This window comes from Mycobacterium sp. NPDC004974 (genome assembly GCF_053600815.1).
Genome location: NZ_JBSGAQ010000020.1, coordinates 1 through 12,973, shown reverse-complemented (window position 1 = coordinate 12,973; position 12,973 = coordinate 1). Strand labels below are relative to the sequence as shown.

13 protein-coding genes are annotated in these 12,973 nt (G+C 66.5%); 5 read left to right on the top strand and 8 right to left on the bottom strand.

Annotated features, from left to right (window positions below; genetic code table 11):
* Positions 1–50: 50 nt before the first annotated feature.
* Genes ACWEFV_RS30390 through ACWEFV_RS30375 form a run of 4 tightly spaced genes read left to right on the top strand, consistent with a single transcriptional unit; the run spans position 51 to position 5,627 of the window.
* Positions 51–1,574, top strand: a complete 1,524-nt coding sequence (locus tag ACWEFV_RS30390; protein ID WP_450072921.1) for an amino acid permease — start codon at positions 51–53, stop codon at positions 1,572–1,574.
* Positions 1,571–2,995: an FGGY family carbohydrate kinase gene (locus ACWEFV_RS30385; RefSeq protein WP_450072920.1), complete on the top strand. Its 1,425-nt coding sequence runs from the start codon at positions 1,571–1,573 to the stop codon at positions 2,993–2,995. The genes ACWEFV_RS30390 and ACWEFV_RS30385 overlap by 4 nt, the downstream gene beginning before the upstream one ends.
* Positions 2,992–4,392, top strand: coding sequence for an FAD-dependent oxidoreductase (locus ACWEFV_RS30380; RefSeq protein WP_450072919.1), 1,401 nt, complete (start codon positions 2,992–2,994; stop codon positions 4,390–4,392). The genes ACWEFV_RS30385 and ACWEFV_RS30380 overlap by 4 nt, the downstream gene beginning before the upstream one ends.
* Entirely contained in the window at positions 4,389–5,627 is a 1,239-nt protein-coding gene (locus ACWEFV_RS30375; RefSeq protein ID WP_450072918.1) for an NAD(P)/FAD-dependent oxidoreductase, read from the top strand. The genes ACWEFV_RS30380 and ACWEFV_RS30375 overlap by 4 nt, the downstream gene beginning before the upstream one ends.
* Here the strand turns inward: ACWEFV_RS30375 and ACWEFV_RS30370 are convergent.
* A complete protein-coding gene (locus ACWEFV_RS30370) occupies positions 5,608–6,891 on the bottom strand; it encodes a cytochrome P450 (protein ID WP_450072917.1) in 1,284 nt (427 codons plus the stop codon). The two genes, ACWEFV_RS30375 and ACWEFV_RS30370, sit on opposite strands and share 20 nt — an antisense overlap.
* Positions 6,892–6,894: 3 nt before the next feature.
* On the bottom strand, positions 6,895–7,131 hold the full coding sequence (locus tag ACWEFV_RS30365; RefSeq protein WP_450072916.1) for a ferredoxin: 237 nt from the start codon (positions 7,129–7,131) through the stop codon (positions 6,895–6,897).
* A gap of 141 nt (positions 7,132–7,272) precedes the next feature.
* Here ACWEFV_RS30365 and ACWEFV_RS30360 point away from each other — a divergent pair, with 141 nt between their 5' ends.
* On the top strand, positions 7,273–7,866 hold the full coding sequence (locus tag ACWEFV_RS30360) for a TetR/AcrR family transcriptional regulator (RefSeq protein WP_135458865.1): 594 nt from the start codon (positions 7,273–7,275) through the stop codon (positions 7,864–7,866).
* Here the strand turns inward: ACWEFV_RS30360 and ACWEFV_RS30355 are convergent.
* The 6 genes from ACWEFV_RS30355 to ACWEFV_RS30330 form a co-directional block, all read right to left on the bottom strand.
* Positions 7,859–8,698, bottom strand: a complete 840-nt coding sequence (locus ACWEFV_RS30355) for a mycofactocin-coupled SDR family oxidoreductase (RefSeq protein ID WP_450072915.1) — start codon at positions 8,696–8,698, stop codon at positions 7,859–7,861. The genes ACWEFV_RS30360 and ACWEFV_RS30355 overlap by 8 nt on opposite strands.
* 151 nt (positions 8,699–8,849) lie before the next feature.
* The gene (locus ACWEFV_RS30350) at positions 8,850–10,364 is read right to left on the bottom strand and encodes a hypothetical protein (protein ID WP_450072914.1); all 1,515 of its coding nucleotides are present in this window, start codon (positions 10,362–10,364) and stop codon (positions 8,850–8,852) included.
* A gap of 173 nt (positions 10,365–10,537) precedes the next feature.
* Positions 10,538–11,107, bottom strand: coding sequence for a 3-hydroxy-9,10-secoandrosta-1,3,5(10)-triene-9,17-dione monooxygenase reductase subunit (gene hsaB, locus ACWEFV_RS30345; protein WP_135458871.1), 570 nt, complete (start codon positions 11,105–11,107; stop codon positions 10,538–10,540).
* Positions 11,107–12,006 (bottom strand): iron-dependent extradiol dioxygenase HsaC, encoded by a 900-nt coding sequence (gene hsaC / locus ACWEFV_RS30340; RefSeq protein ID WP_135458873.1) that lies wholly within the window; start codon positions 12,004–12,006, stop codon positions 11,107–11,109. Before hsaC ends, hsaB begins: the two co-directional genes overlap by 1 nt.
* Positions 12,007–12,009: 3 nt before the next feature.
* Entirely contained in the window at positions 12,010–12,876 is an 867-nt protein-coding gene (gene hsaD / locus ACWEFV_RS30335) for a 4,5:9,10-diseco-3-hydroxy-5,9,17-trioxoandrosta-1(10),2-diene-4-oate hydrolase (protein ID WP_135458875.1), read from the bottom strand.
* A gap of 3 nt (positions 12,877–12,879) precedes the next feature.
* The coding region (locus tag ACWEFV_RS30330; protein ID WP_450072973.1) for a hypothetical protein at positions 12,880–12,973 on the bottom strand (94 nt) is incomplete at its 5' end.

Genomic DNA, 12,973 nt, shown 5'->3' with positions numbered 1-12,973 from the left:
CCGAGCTCAACTTTCGCGAAACAGTCAAATTCCCTCAGAAAGCCCGATCGATGCCCAATTCTTCCACACCGCCCACCCCGAAACGCGGCGCCGAAAACGTCTCGGCGTACGGCTACACCGAGACCCTGGAACGTGGCACCGGCAAGTTCGCCTCGTTCGCCGTCGCCTTCGCGTTCGTCTCGATCGCCACCGGAATCTTCACCACCTATGGCAGCGTGCTCAACAGCTCCGGCCCCATGGGCATCTGGACGTGGCCATTCGTCATCGTCGGACAGGTCGCGGTGGCGCTGCTGCTCGGCTCGCTGGCCGCCCGCATCCCGGTGACCGGCTACGCCTACCAGTGGGTGTCACGGCTGGCCAACCCCATCCTCGGCTGGATCACCGGCTGGATCTCCTTCACCTTCTTGGCGATCGTGGTGGTCGCGGTGGACTACACCGTCGCCGCCACCGTGGTGCCCGCACTGTTCGATTTCACCGGCACCCCCGCGACCTCATTCCTGATCACCGCCGGAGTGCTGCTGCTGCAGGCATTGCTGGTCGGGCTGTCGACCAAGTGGACCGAGCGGGTCAACAACTTCGCCGTCACCGCGGAGCTGATCGGGATGGTCGCCCTGGTGGTCCTGCTGTTCATCGTCGGCGTGATCGCGCACAAGCTCTCGGTCGGCAATCTGTTCTCCCGCGGCGATATCCCGGCCGAGGGTTACTGGAGCTTCGGCACTGCCACCTCGGTGGGCCCGTGGATGCTCGGCTTCCTGCTCGGCGCCTTCACCATCGTCGGTTTCGAGTCGGCCGCCAACCTCGCCGAAGAGACCAAGAATCCCGAAATCGTTGTGCCCCGGGCAATGTGGCAGGCCGTGCTGGCCTCGGGCGTGCTCGGCTTCCTGTTCCTGTTGGTGGTGACCGCTGCTGTCAACGATCCGACCACGCTGGCCCAGTCGGGTACTCCGATCGCCGACGTGATCCGCGACATCCTGGGCTCCTTCGTCGGCACCGCGCTGCTCGTGCTGGTGGCAATCGCGATCTTCGCCTGCGGGCTGGTGATCCTGATGAGCGGTGTGCGTCTGGTCTGGGCGATGTCGCGGGATCAGCGTTTCCCGGGATGGCAGGTACTGCACAAGGTTTCACCGCGGTTCCGCACCCCGGCGAACGCCACCGTCTTCATGGCAGCCACCTCGGCCGTGATCCTCGGAATCTTCTCCACCAGCACCGACGCGCTGTTCAAGCTGTTCTCCGCCGCGACGCTGCTCCCCGCCACCATCTACGCGATCACCGTCGCCCTCTACATCGCTACCCGCAAGAAGCTGCCCCCGAGCGCCGGCTTCAAACTGGGCCGCTGGGAGATCCCGGTCCTGGCTGTCGCGGTGGTGTGGCTGGTGTTCGTCCTCTCCCTGTTCCGCGACGCGTCCTTCAAGGACCCCTGGCTGTACGTGCTGGTGATGGTGGCCATCGGTGCCGTGTACCTCGGCTACCTGCTGATCACCCGCGGCAAGGACGGGCTCAAGATGCCCGCGATGGCCTCGATCGACGCCGAACTGGACCATGTCGCAGGCGATACCGAGGATGCCGTGAAATGACGGTACTGGCCATCGACCAAGGCACCTCGGGCACCAAGGCGATCGTTGTCGATCCCCAAGATGGCGTTGTAGGCATTGCCGAGGTCGCTGTCCACCCGCGTTACCTCGACGGCGGCGGCGTCGAGCAGGACCCGGCAGAACTGCTGGAGTCCGTGCTCGGCGCCGGACGCGCCGCACTCGAGCAGGCGGGCCGCCCTGTCGACGCGGTTTCGCTGGCGAACCAGGGCGAGACCGTACTGGCCTGGGATCCCGGCACCGGAAAGCCGCTGACCCAGGCCATCGTGTGGCAGGACCGCCGGGCCGAGGCCCTGTGTGCCGATCTCGGCGGGCATGCCGACATGGTCGCCGCCCGAACCGGATTGGTGCTCGACCCCTACTTCTCGGCGCCGAAGATGGCCTGGCTGCGCCGCAACGTCGAAACCGCCGGCGTCGTAACAACGTCCGACACCTGGCTGCTGCACCAGCTCACCGGCGAGTTCGTTACCGACGCCACCACAGCGAGCCGCTCGGCGGCCGTGGAATTGGGCGCCCGGGACTGGAGCCACGAGTTGCTCGCGTTGTTCGGCCTGGACGGCGAACGTCTACCCCGCATCGCCGCCAACGACGAGATCATCGGCACCACATCGGCTTTCGGCGCGGATATCCCGGTCGGCGGCATCGTGGTGGACCAGCAGGCCGCGCTGCTGGCCGAGGCGTGCCTCGAACCGGGCATGGCCAAGTGCACATTCGGTACCGGTGCATTCCTGCTGTCGAACACCGGGACCATCCCGGTGCGTTCCACCACGGGCCTGACCTCCTCGGTGGCATGGCGGGTCGGCGGTATCGACTCGTTCTGCATCGACGGCCAGGTCTACACCGCGGCATCAGCCGTCAAATGGCTCACCTCGCTCGGCGTGATCAGCGGGGCCGCGGAGATGGACGACATCGCCGAAGCCGACAATGCCGGAGTGCTGTGCGTGCCCGCCCTGGCCGGTCTGGCCGCACCATGGTGGAAATCGCAAGCCACCGCGACGATCTCGGGCATGACCCTGTCCACCGGACGGGGGCACATCGTGCTGGCGGTACTGCAGGGTATCGCCGCACAGGTCGCCGAGCTGGTGTCGGCGATCGACGCCGACGCACCACCTCTGACCCGGCTGCGGGCCGACGGCGGGCTCACCCAGTCAGGAGTGCTGATGCAAGCCTGCGCCGACATCCTGCAGGTGCCCGTCGATGTGTATCCCTCGGCGCACGCCACCGCGTTGGGCGCCGCTGCGCTGGCCCGGCTCAGCCTGGCTCCCGACAAGTCGGTGTCTGACGTCGTCACCGACTGGACCCCGTCGGCCAGCTATGAACCCCGATGGAGCCCGGCGCGCGCCGCCGAATTCCGCTCGGCCTGGCGACGGCTGGCCGAAACCACGTACCACCAGGAGAATTCATGAACACCCCGACCTCCGACGGCTTCGACGTCGTGGTCATCGGAGCCGGCATCGTCGGCTCGGCCATAGCGCGCGAGCTGTCCGGACACCAACTGTCCGTCGCCCTGCTCGAATCCCGCGACGACGTCGGCGACGGCACCAGCAAGGCCAACACCGCGATCCTGCACACCGGATTCGACGCCAAACCCGGCACGCTGGAATCCACCATGGTCAGCCGCGGCTACCAACTGCTGTCCGACTACGCGAAGCACACCGGGATCCCCGTCGAGCACACCGGGGCGATCCTGGTGGCCTGGGACGACGAACAGCTCGATGCCCTACCGGGATTGAAGGAGAAGGCCGAGGCCAACGGGTATCACCAGTGCGAGCTGGTCGATTCCGCGGCCGTGTACGCCGCGGTCCCCGAACTGGGGCCGGGCGCACTCGGCGGGCTCACCGTGCCCGACGAGTCGATCATCTGCACCTGGACGGTCAACCTGGCGCTGGCCACCGATGCCGTCAACCGGGGCACCACCCTGCTGACGAATCACCGGGTCGAGCGCGTCGAAACCGACGCCGAGGGCACCACACTGCACACCTCCGGCGGCACCGTGCGTGCCCGATGGGTGGTCAACGCGGCCGGGCTGGGCGCCGACGTCATCGACAACCTGTTCGGCTTCTCACGATTCACCGTCACCCCACGCCGCGGCGAACTCATCGTCTACGACAAGCTGGCCCGGCCGTTGGTCAACAAGATCGTGCTGCCGGTGCCGACATCACGCGGCAAGGGTGTTCTGGTCAGCCCCACCATCTACGGCAACGTGATGCTCGGTCCCACCTCGGAGGACCTCACCGACCGCACCGCGACCGGGACCTCGGAGACCGGATTCGAGTTCCTGCTGGAAAAGGGCCGCGCGCTGATGCCGCGGTTGCTCGACGAGGAGGTCACCGCGACCTACGCCGGGCTGCGGGCCGCGATCGACCACGGCGACTACCTGATCGAGGCCGATCCGGCGCAGCACTACCTTCTCGTCGGCGGCATCCGGTCCACCGGCCTGACCGCGGGCATGGCGATCGCGGAATACGCTCGCGGTCAACTGGTCTCGGCCGGCCTGGAGCTGACCCCGACCGACGATCTGCCCGATCCGCCGCAGATGCCCAACCTCGGCGAGGCATTCCCCCGTCCCTATCAACAGGCCGAGAAGATCGCCGCCGACCCCGCCTACGGCCGGATCGTGTGCTTCTGCGAACGGGTCACCGAAGGTGAGCTGCGCGATGCCTGCCATTCCGTCATCCCACCCGCGGCCCTGGAAGGCCTGCGACGGCGCACCCGCGTGATGAACGGCCGCTGCCAGGCATTCTTCTGCGGCGCCGAGGTGCAGTCGGTCTTCGAACGGGAATCTCAGGAGAACAGCCAGTGAGCACCTACGACGTCGCGATCATCGGCGGTGGGCCCGCGGGCCTGACCGCCGCCGCCGAGCTGGCCCGCGGATCGGGTCTGAAGGTGGTTGTGCTGGAACGCGAATCCGAGGCCGGCGGCATTCCGCGACACAGTGACCATCCGGGTTACGGCATCCGTGACATGAAGACCTTCATCGGCGGGCCGGCCTACGCACGTCGCCTGGTCCGTGAGGCCGTGGGAGCCGGGGCCGAGATCCGTACCAGCACCATGGTCACCGGCTGGGCCGGCGACAGGTCGCTCGAGCTCACCTCGCCCGCCGGCCGCGAAATCCTCGACGCACGTGCGGTCATCCTGGCCACCGGCGCCCGCGAGCGGGCCCGCCCGGCCCGGATGATCCCCGGTGACCGGCCCGGCGGCATCTACACCACCGGGCAGCTGCAGAACACCGTGCACCTGCAGCACCGCAGCGTGGGCAAGCGCGCCGTCATCGTCGGAGCCGAACTGGTCAGCTATTCGGCGGTGCTCACCCTCAAGCATGCGGGATGCGAAACCGCCTTGATGACAACCGAATACCCGTCGCCCGAGTCCTACGCGATGTTCAACATCGCCGGCCGCACCCCGCTGATGGGCGTCGAGGTGGCCACCACCACCCGGGTGGCCCGCATCATCGGCAAGGGCATCGTCGTGGGCATCGAGGTCGAGAACACGCGGACCGGGCAACGACGCATCGTGGCCTGCGACACCGTGGTCTTCACCGGTGACTGGATTCCCGACCACGAACTGGCCCGGTCCGCCGGGCTCGACATGGACCCGAGCAGCCTGGGGCCCGTCGTCGACACCGCGTTACGGACCAGCCGCGACGGGGTGTTCGCGATCGGCAATCTGCTGCACCCGGTGGATACCGCCGACATCGCCGCGCTCGACGGCCGTCACGTGGCCGCACAGGTGCGTCGCTACCTCGACGGCGCGCCCACCCCGGAGCAGGCGATCCGCATCGAGGCCGCAGCCCCGCTACGCTGGGTCGCGCCCGGCCTGCTGCGGCCCGGCGATCCCGCGCCCGCCCGGCACCGGCTGCTGCTGTGGACGGACACCCTGGTCCGCATCCCGAAAGTGGTTGCGCGCCAGGATGGAAAGGTCATCGGACGCAAGACCCTGCCCTGGCCGGCCTCGCCGGGCCGGGTGTTCCGGGTGCCGTCGAGCATCCTCGACGCGGTTGATCACCGCGGCGGACCGGTCAGCCTTTCGCTGGGGTGAAGGTGATGTTGAGTTCGGTGAGGCCGCGCAGCAGGAACGTCGGCTCGTAGGTGTAGGACCGTCGTCCGGCCGGACCGTGTGCGGATTCATCGATTCCGATGTCCCGCATACGGTCCAGGAGGCGACGGACGGTGATCTGGCCCTCGACCCGGGCCAACGGCGCCCCGGCGCAGGTGTGGATGCCCCGGCCGAACGCGATGTGTTCACGGACATTTTTGCGATCCGGACGGAACTGGTGCGGATCGTCGAACTTGCGGGGATCGCGGTTGGCCGCGCCCAGGCACAGCATCACGATGGTCCCGGCCTTCAGGTGTACGCCACCGAGGGTGGTGGTCTTGCGGACGAGCCGGAAGTCGACCTTCGTCGGGGAGTGCATCCGCAGCGCTTCCTCGATGAAAGTCGGGATGCCGTCCGGGTTCTCGCGCAGGGTCTGCTGAAACTCCGGATGGTCGCCCAACGTCTGCACGGCGGCGCTGAGCAGCTTCGTGACGGTCTCCTGGCCGGCGGCGAACAGGAACGTGGCGGGCTTCACCACCTCCAGCAGCTCCGGGGTCGAGCCGTCGGGATAGGTGGCGGTGGCCATGCCGGAGAGCACGTCGCCACGGGGCTCGCGTCGGCGCTCGGCGAGATAGCCGGCGAACTTGTCGTCCAGGTACTGCAGGGGGTCGAGTCCGACGGGCTCACCGTCGAGCGCCCCGACCCGGTTGCCCTCCGGCCGCTCGGCGCCCAGTGCGGCAAGGAATTCGGGGCGGTCTTCCTCGGGAACGCCCAGCAGGTCGATGATCGCCGAGGTGGCAAAGGGTTTGGCGTATTCGGAGAGGAACTCGCACTTTCGGTTGTCGATGAACCGGTCGAGCTGGCGGTCGACCAGCTGCCACATGTAGTCCTCGTTCTCCTTGAGCCGCCGCGGCGTCAGCAGCCTGCTCAGCAGCGAGCGGGCCCGCTCGTGCTGCGGCGGGTCCATCACGACCATGTGCTCGTGGATCGGGAACAGGTGGCGGTGCGCCTCGATCTGCTCGCTGATGTCGTCACCGTCGGGCTCGAAGGGCAGCGGCGGGAACAGACCGCCGATCGCGTTCACGGCCGAGAACGACGCATGGTCCTTGAAGGCCGCCATGACCTCTTGGTAGCCGGTCACCGCGACCACACCGTGGTGCGGTTCGGCGAACACCGGCCCGTTCCTGCGCAGGTACTCGTAGTACTCGTATGGATCCTGCGCCACGGCCGGGTCGGCGAAGTAGTCGACGGAGGCGAGATCGGTCATGGCTCACTGGCCTTTCGTGCTGGTGTTGAGCAGGCTGATCGCCTGGCGCGGGCAGGCGTCGACGGCGGATTTGACGTTGTCCCAGGTAACTTGATCCCACTGGCCGTCCGCCGGGGCGGCGCCTGCCACCTCGTCGTCAGACAGGTCGAACACCTCAGGGGCAAGTTGGATGCACAGCGCATGGCCCTCGCACAGTCCGGCGTCCACCCGGACCCGGGTCGTGCTGATGTCTTCGGACATTCGTTTCCTCAGTTCCAAATTTGATCACTCGATCAAACCGTTAGGATGGCTCATGCTTACCACCCCCGACCTTCGGCGGTCAAGGATCCCGCACGACCACAAACATCTGTTGTCGGGCAATGGTTTTCGGAGGCGGCACTGATGCCGGCGGCACGATCGACCAAGGACAAGGACGCCGGCACCCGCAAGCGCCTGATCGAGGCAACTGCCCAGGTCATCCGCGACGAGGGATACGCAGCGGCCACCACCCGGCGGATCGCGGCCGTCGCCGGCGTGCGTTCGGCGCTGGTGTACTACTACTTCGACACCCTCGACGACCTCTACATCGCGGTGCTGCGCAGCGGCGCCGACGCGGCCCTGGCCCGGCTACGCGAGGCCATCACCACCGACGATCCGCTGCGGGCACTGTGGCTGATCAACTCCGACTCGCGGGTGACCGGGCTCAACACCGAGTTCATGGCGCTGGCCAATCACCGCAAGGCGATCGGCGTCGAACTCAAGGCCTACTCCGAGAGGGTCCGCGACATCGAGGCCGCCGCCATGGCCGGCGTACTGCGTGCCCACGGCGTGGACATGGAGGAGTTCCCACCCGTGGTGATGTCGATGTTGCTCACCCAGTCCGCCCGCAGCCTGTGCAACGAAGAGGCGGTCGGCGTGACCGAGGGCCACACCGAGTTCCGCGCCTTCGTCGAGCGGTTCCTGCGCCGGTTCGGCAGCGACCAGGCCACTACTTGAGCATGCTGCCCGCATCAACCGTGACCGGCAGGCCGGTGATGTAGCGGGCCTCGTCGGAGGCCAGGAACAACACCGCATTGCTGATGTCGACGGGCTCCACCCAGCCGACCGGAAGCACGTGCATGAGCTGAGCCACCACGGCCATGTCGTCGGGACCCGGGTTCTCCAGGTCAGGACGGAACAGCTTCATCGTCCCCTCGTTCATGAACATCGGGGTGTTCACATTCGTCGGGCACACCGCATTCACCCGGATCGAGTGCTGGCCCAACTCCACCGCAAAGCTGCGCATCAGACCGATCACACCGTGCTTGGCCGCGATGTAATGACCGGTGTTCGGGTACGCCTTGAGCCCGCCGACCGAGCTGGTCAAAATGACCGAACCACCCCGGCCGCCGGAAAGCAGATGCGGCACAGCAGCTTTCACGGTCTTCCAGACACCGGACAGGTTGACGCCGATCATGTCGTCCCAGTCGGATTCCCTGGTTTTGTCCAGGGTGTCGCCACCGTTGCCGATACCGGCGTTGGCCACCACGATGTCGAGCCGGCCCAGCTGTTCGACACCGCTGTCGACAGCCGCCGACAACGTCGCGAAATCGCGCACATCGACTTCAGCGGTGACGATGCGGCGGTTGAGCCCCTTGACCAGATCGGCCGTCTCCGCCAGATCGTCCGGAGTTGATGCCGGGATCGCACTGGTGTCGGTTACCGGCCGGCACACGTCGACAGCGATGATGTCCGCACCCTCTTGCGCCAATCGCAGCGCGTGACTGCGCCCCTGCCCGCGCGCCGCTCCGGTAACGAGGGCAACCTTGCCCTCGACTCTGCCTGTCATGGCCATCCTCTCGGTGATTTGATCAGTCGATCAAACCGTGACATTCACCGAGCTGGTTGTCAATGCTAATTTTGATCAATTGCCCAGAATCGGGCAGATACGAAACTGGGCCCCACCCTGACAGGTGGGGCCCAGCTACACACTGCACCGACTACTCGGACGAGGAGCCCGAGCCTCCGCTGGAGTCGCTGGACCCCTTGGACTTGTCGGACTTGGCTTCCTTTGCCTTGGCCTTGGCTTCCTTTGCCTTGGCCTTGGCTTCCTTGGCCTCCTTGGCCTTGGCCGCCTTGGCTTCCTTGGCCTCGCTGATCTTGGCCTTGATCCGGTCCGTGACCTTGATCTTGCCCGTGGGCTTGGCCGCGTCGTCGGCATTGACCGACTTGGCGGGCGCCGGCGTGGTGGCAGATTCGGCTGCAGCCGCATCCGTCGCTGCCGGAACGGCATTGGCGACCGGCGCCTCAACCTTCTCGGACTCGACCGCCGGGGACTCGACCTTCGTGGTCACCGGCTTCGCGGACTCGAGCGCCGGGGCCTCAACCTTCGGGGTCACAGCCTTCGGGGACTCGAGTGCCGGGGCCTCGGCCTTCGCGGAATCGACAGCCGACTCGGTCAATGCCTCCGTGGGCACAACGCTCAGCTCCGCCGAGACCTTCTGAGCCGCGGCGACCTTCGGCGCCGACGTCGGGGCGACCTCCGGGGTGTTGTCGATCGCGTCGGCGAGGCTCTTGGGGATGTTCACCAGCAGGTTCTGCAGCAGGCCCGCGACCACCCGGGCGCCGCCCTGCTCGCCCGGGTCGGCGAACGTGAGCAGCGCCGGCCACTCGGTGTAACCCCCGGTACCCGTCTCGGGGTCAGGGTCGGAGTACTTGAATCCGTTGAGCGCCGCGTTGACGAGGATCCCCGGCGTGTTGACCACGGCGTTGAAGGCCCCCTGCACATCTCCGGCGGCCACGCTGGTGCTGATCGCCTCGGCAACGCGGGCGAGCTCGAACACCGGACCGCTGACCGTCGCGAAGGCGCCCTGGAACACCGCGCTGACGACAACACTCGAGGTGAGCGTCGCGGCGATCAGATTCGTGAAGTTCTGCGCCATCTGTTCCGGGATGCCGGCGAGGTACTCGGTCTCGCCACGCGGAATGCCCGAAAGGATGAACCCGGGAGCGATCAGCGAACCGAAGGCGCCCTGGAACGCGTACAGCATGGAGTGGTTGAACCACCGGTATGCCTCGCCGATGTCTCCGGCCTCGAGTGCGGCCTGCGCCTGCGCCAACCGCTCCTGCCCGTTGGGGCCGTTGTACCAGTTCTGCAGGTTGGTGGGGATGGCCTCGAACGCCGCGCCGAACTTCCCTGCGTATCCCAGCTGGTTCTCCAGCACCTGATTCAGCAACGGTGCCGGATTGGCTGCGACCGCGGATCCCAGCAGCTGGAGGTTGCTGAAGGTGTTGCTGAACAGGGTCCCGTAGACATCGATCGGAGACGCGGTGGCGTCCATCGTCGCCGTCAGATCGTAGGCAAGTGTTTGGGCCTGCTGAATGATCGTCGGGTTCTGGGCAACCGGGGTCACCGCGATAGCGCTGGCACTCACCATGGCGACGCCGGCGAGAAGGAACCGATCCTTCCGGCTCACCGCTGCGGTGTCGCCGGAGGAGAGGGCAGGTTGAGGCACAAAAACTCCCTGAAAGCTGATAGTTGACTGAGGAACGACCAAAAATTAGCTTAGGTTTCCCTAAATATCAATAGGTATGCCTACCCTGACTTCCCACTGCGTAAATATAGGTCGGCAACACAAAACTGGGCCCCCTCCGTCAGGAGGGGGCCCAGTGTGTCAACGACAAAAAGTCAGAGCCAGGTGTCGGACGTGGTGGTCGTGAGGAACGCTTCCAGATCATCACGCCACTGCGCCGGGGTGTTCTTGTCCGGCTCGATCCCGGTGTACTCGCCGCGGTAGAACAGCAGCGGCCGAGGCTTGCGCTTGGGGACCTCGGACAACGAGTGCACCGCACCGAACACCACGAAGTGGTCGCCGCCGTCGTGCACGGAGTGCACGTTGCAGTCGATGTGGGCGAGGCTCCCGTCGATCACCGGGGAACCGAGTTCCGAAGGCGTCCAGTCGATCCCGGCGAACTTGTCCGGAGCCTTGGAGCCGAACTGCGCGGACACATGCTGCTGATTCTCGTGCAGCATGTTCACGCAGAACTTCCCGCTGGCTTCAATGGCCTGCCACGCCCGTGACTGCTTGGTGGGGCAGAACAACACCAGCGGCGGGTCCAGCGACAACGCGGCGAACGACTGGCAGGCAAAGCCGATCGGCACGTCGTCGTGCAGGGTCGTGATGACCGTGACGCCAGTGCAGAACTGGCCGAGCACATTTCGGAACGTGCGTGGGTCGAGCGGCTGAGCCTGTGTCATCACTTGAATCCGACGGAGAAGTCGTGGCCCCAGAGGCTGATGCCGACGCTCTCGCGGGCGATCCAGCTCTCGTCCTCGACTTCCAGTCCCTCACAACCGAATTCCATGTCGAACCCACCCGGGGTCTTCATGTAGAACGACAGCATCTTGTCGTTGATGTGCCGGCCCAGCGTCGCCGACATCTTCACGTTCCGGCGATTGGCGCGGTCCAGGCACAGGCCGACGTCGTCGGAGTTCTCCACCTCGACCATCAGGTGCACGATGCCCGTCGGGTTGGGCATCGGCATGAAGGCCAGCGCGTGGTGACGCGGGTTGCAGCCGTAGAAGCGCAGCCAGACCGGATCGCCGTCGGCCGGGCGGCCCGCGAGCTGCGGGGGCAGCTGCATCGAGTCGCGGAGCTTGAAGCCGAGCACGTCCTGGTAGAACGCCTGTGCTGCCGCGTCATCGTTGCAGGTCAGCACCACGTGCCCGAGGCCCTGCTCAGCGGTGACGAACTTGTGGCCGTACGGACTGACGAACCGGCGGCCCAGGTACTGCGCACCGTAGAACGCCTCGAGCACGTTGCCGGCGGGGTCGGAGAACCGGATCAGGCCCTCGACCCGGCGCTCGCGGATCTCATCCTTGGTGCCCTCGACGAAATCGACTCCCGCCTTGGACAGGTTCTCCCGCACACTCTGCAGCGCGGGTGCGTCGGCGACCTCCCAGCCGGAGATCAACAGCCGGTCCTGATCGCCGGGCACGATCACCAGGCGAGCCGCGAAGTCGTCCATCCGCAGGTAGAGCGCGTCGGGGATGGCCCCCTCGCCCTCAACCATGCCGAGCACTTTCACGCCGAACTGACGCCATGCCGCCACGTCGGTGGCCTCGATGCGCATGTAGCCCAGTGCCTTGATGCTCATCTGCTAACCCCCAAGGAAATCGATGGTGAGTTTGTTGAACTCGTCGAACTTCTCGACCTGAGCCCAGTGTCCACACTGCCCGAAGACGTGCAGCTGTACCCGCGGAATCTGCTTGAGCGCGACCAGTGCGCCGTCGAGCGGATTGACCCGGTCCTCGCGGCCCCAGATCAGCAGCACCGGCTGACGCAGCTTGTACACCTCGCGCCACATCATGCCGAGCTCGAAGTCCGCACCGGCGAACGACTTACCCATCGCCCGGGTGGCGGCCAGCGACTCCGGCGTGCTGGCGATCGCGAACCGCTCGTCGACCAGCTCAGGGGTGACCAGCTTCTGGTCGAACACCATGATCCGGATGAAGGTTTCGAGGTTCTCGCGCGTCGGTTCGAAGTTGAACTTGGCGAGCGCCTTGACGCCCTCGGTCGGGTCCGGCGCGAACAGGTTGACGCTGAGCCCGCCGGGGCCCATCAGGATGAGCTTGCCCGCCCGGTCCGGGTAGTCCAGCGCGAACCGCACCGCGGTGCCGCCGCCGAGCGAGTTGCCCAGCAGGGGGATCCGGCCCTGCAGACCGAGGTGGTCGAACAGCCCGAGCAGCGCCTTGGCGCTGTAACGGTTGTACTGCTCGTGCTCGGTGTGCTTGTCGGAGTGCCCGTAGCCGGGCTGGTCGACCGCGAGCACGTGGTAGTGCTCGGCCAGCACCGCGATGTTGCGGCCGAAGTTCGACCAGCTCGAGGCGCCGGGACCACCGCCGTGCAACAGCACGATCGTCTGCGCGTTCGGGTCACCGGCCTCGTGGTAGTGCAGCCGCATGTCATCTCTGACCTGGGCGTACCGCGAGGTGGATTCGAATGTGATCTCCTGCGTGGCGGTCATGTATCAGACCATCGTGTCGGCCGGGGGCAGGCCGAACTCGTTGTTGCCGAAGATCAGGTAGGCACGCTCGGGATCGTTGGCGGCGTGCACCCGGCCG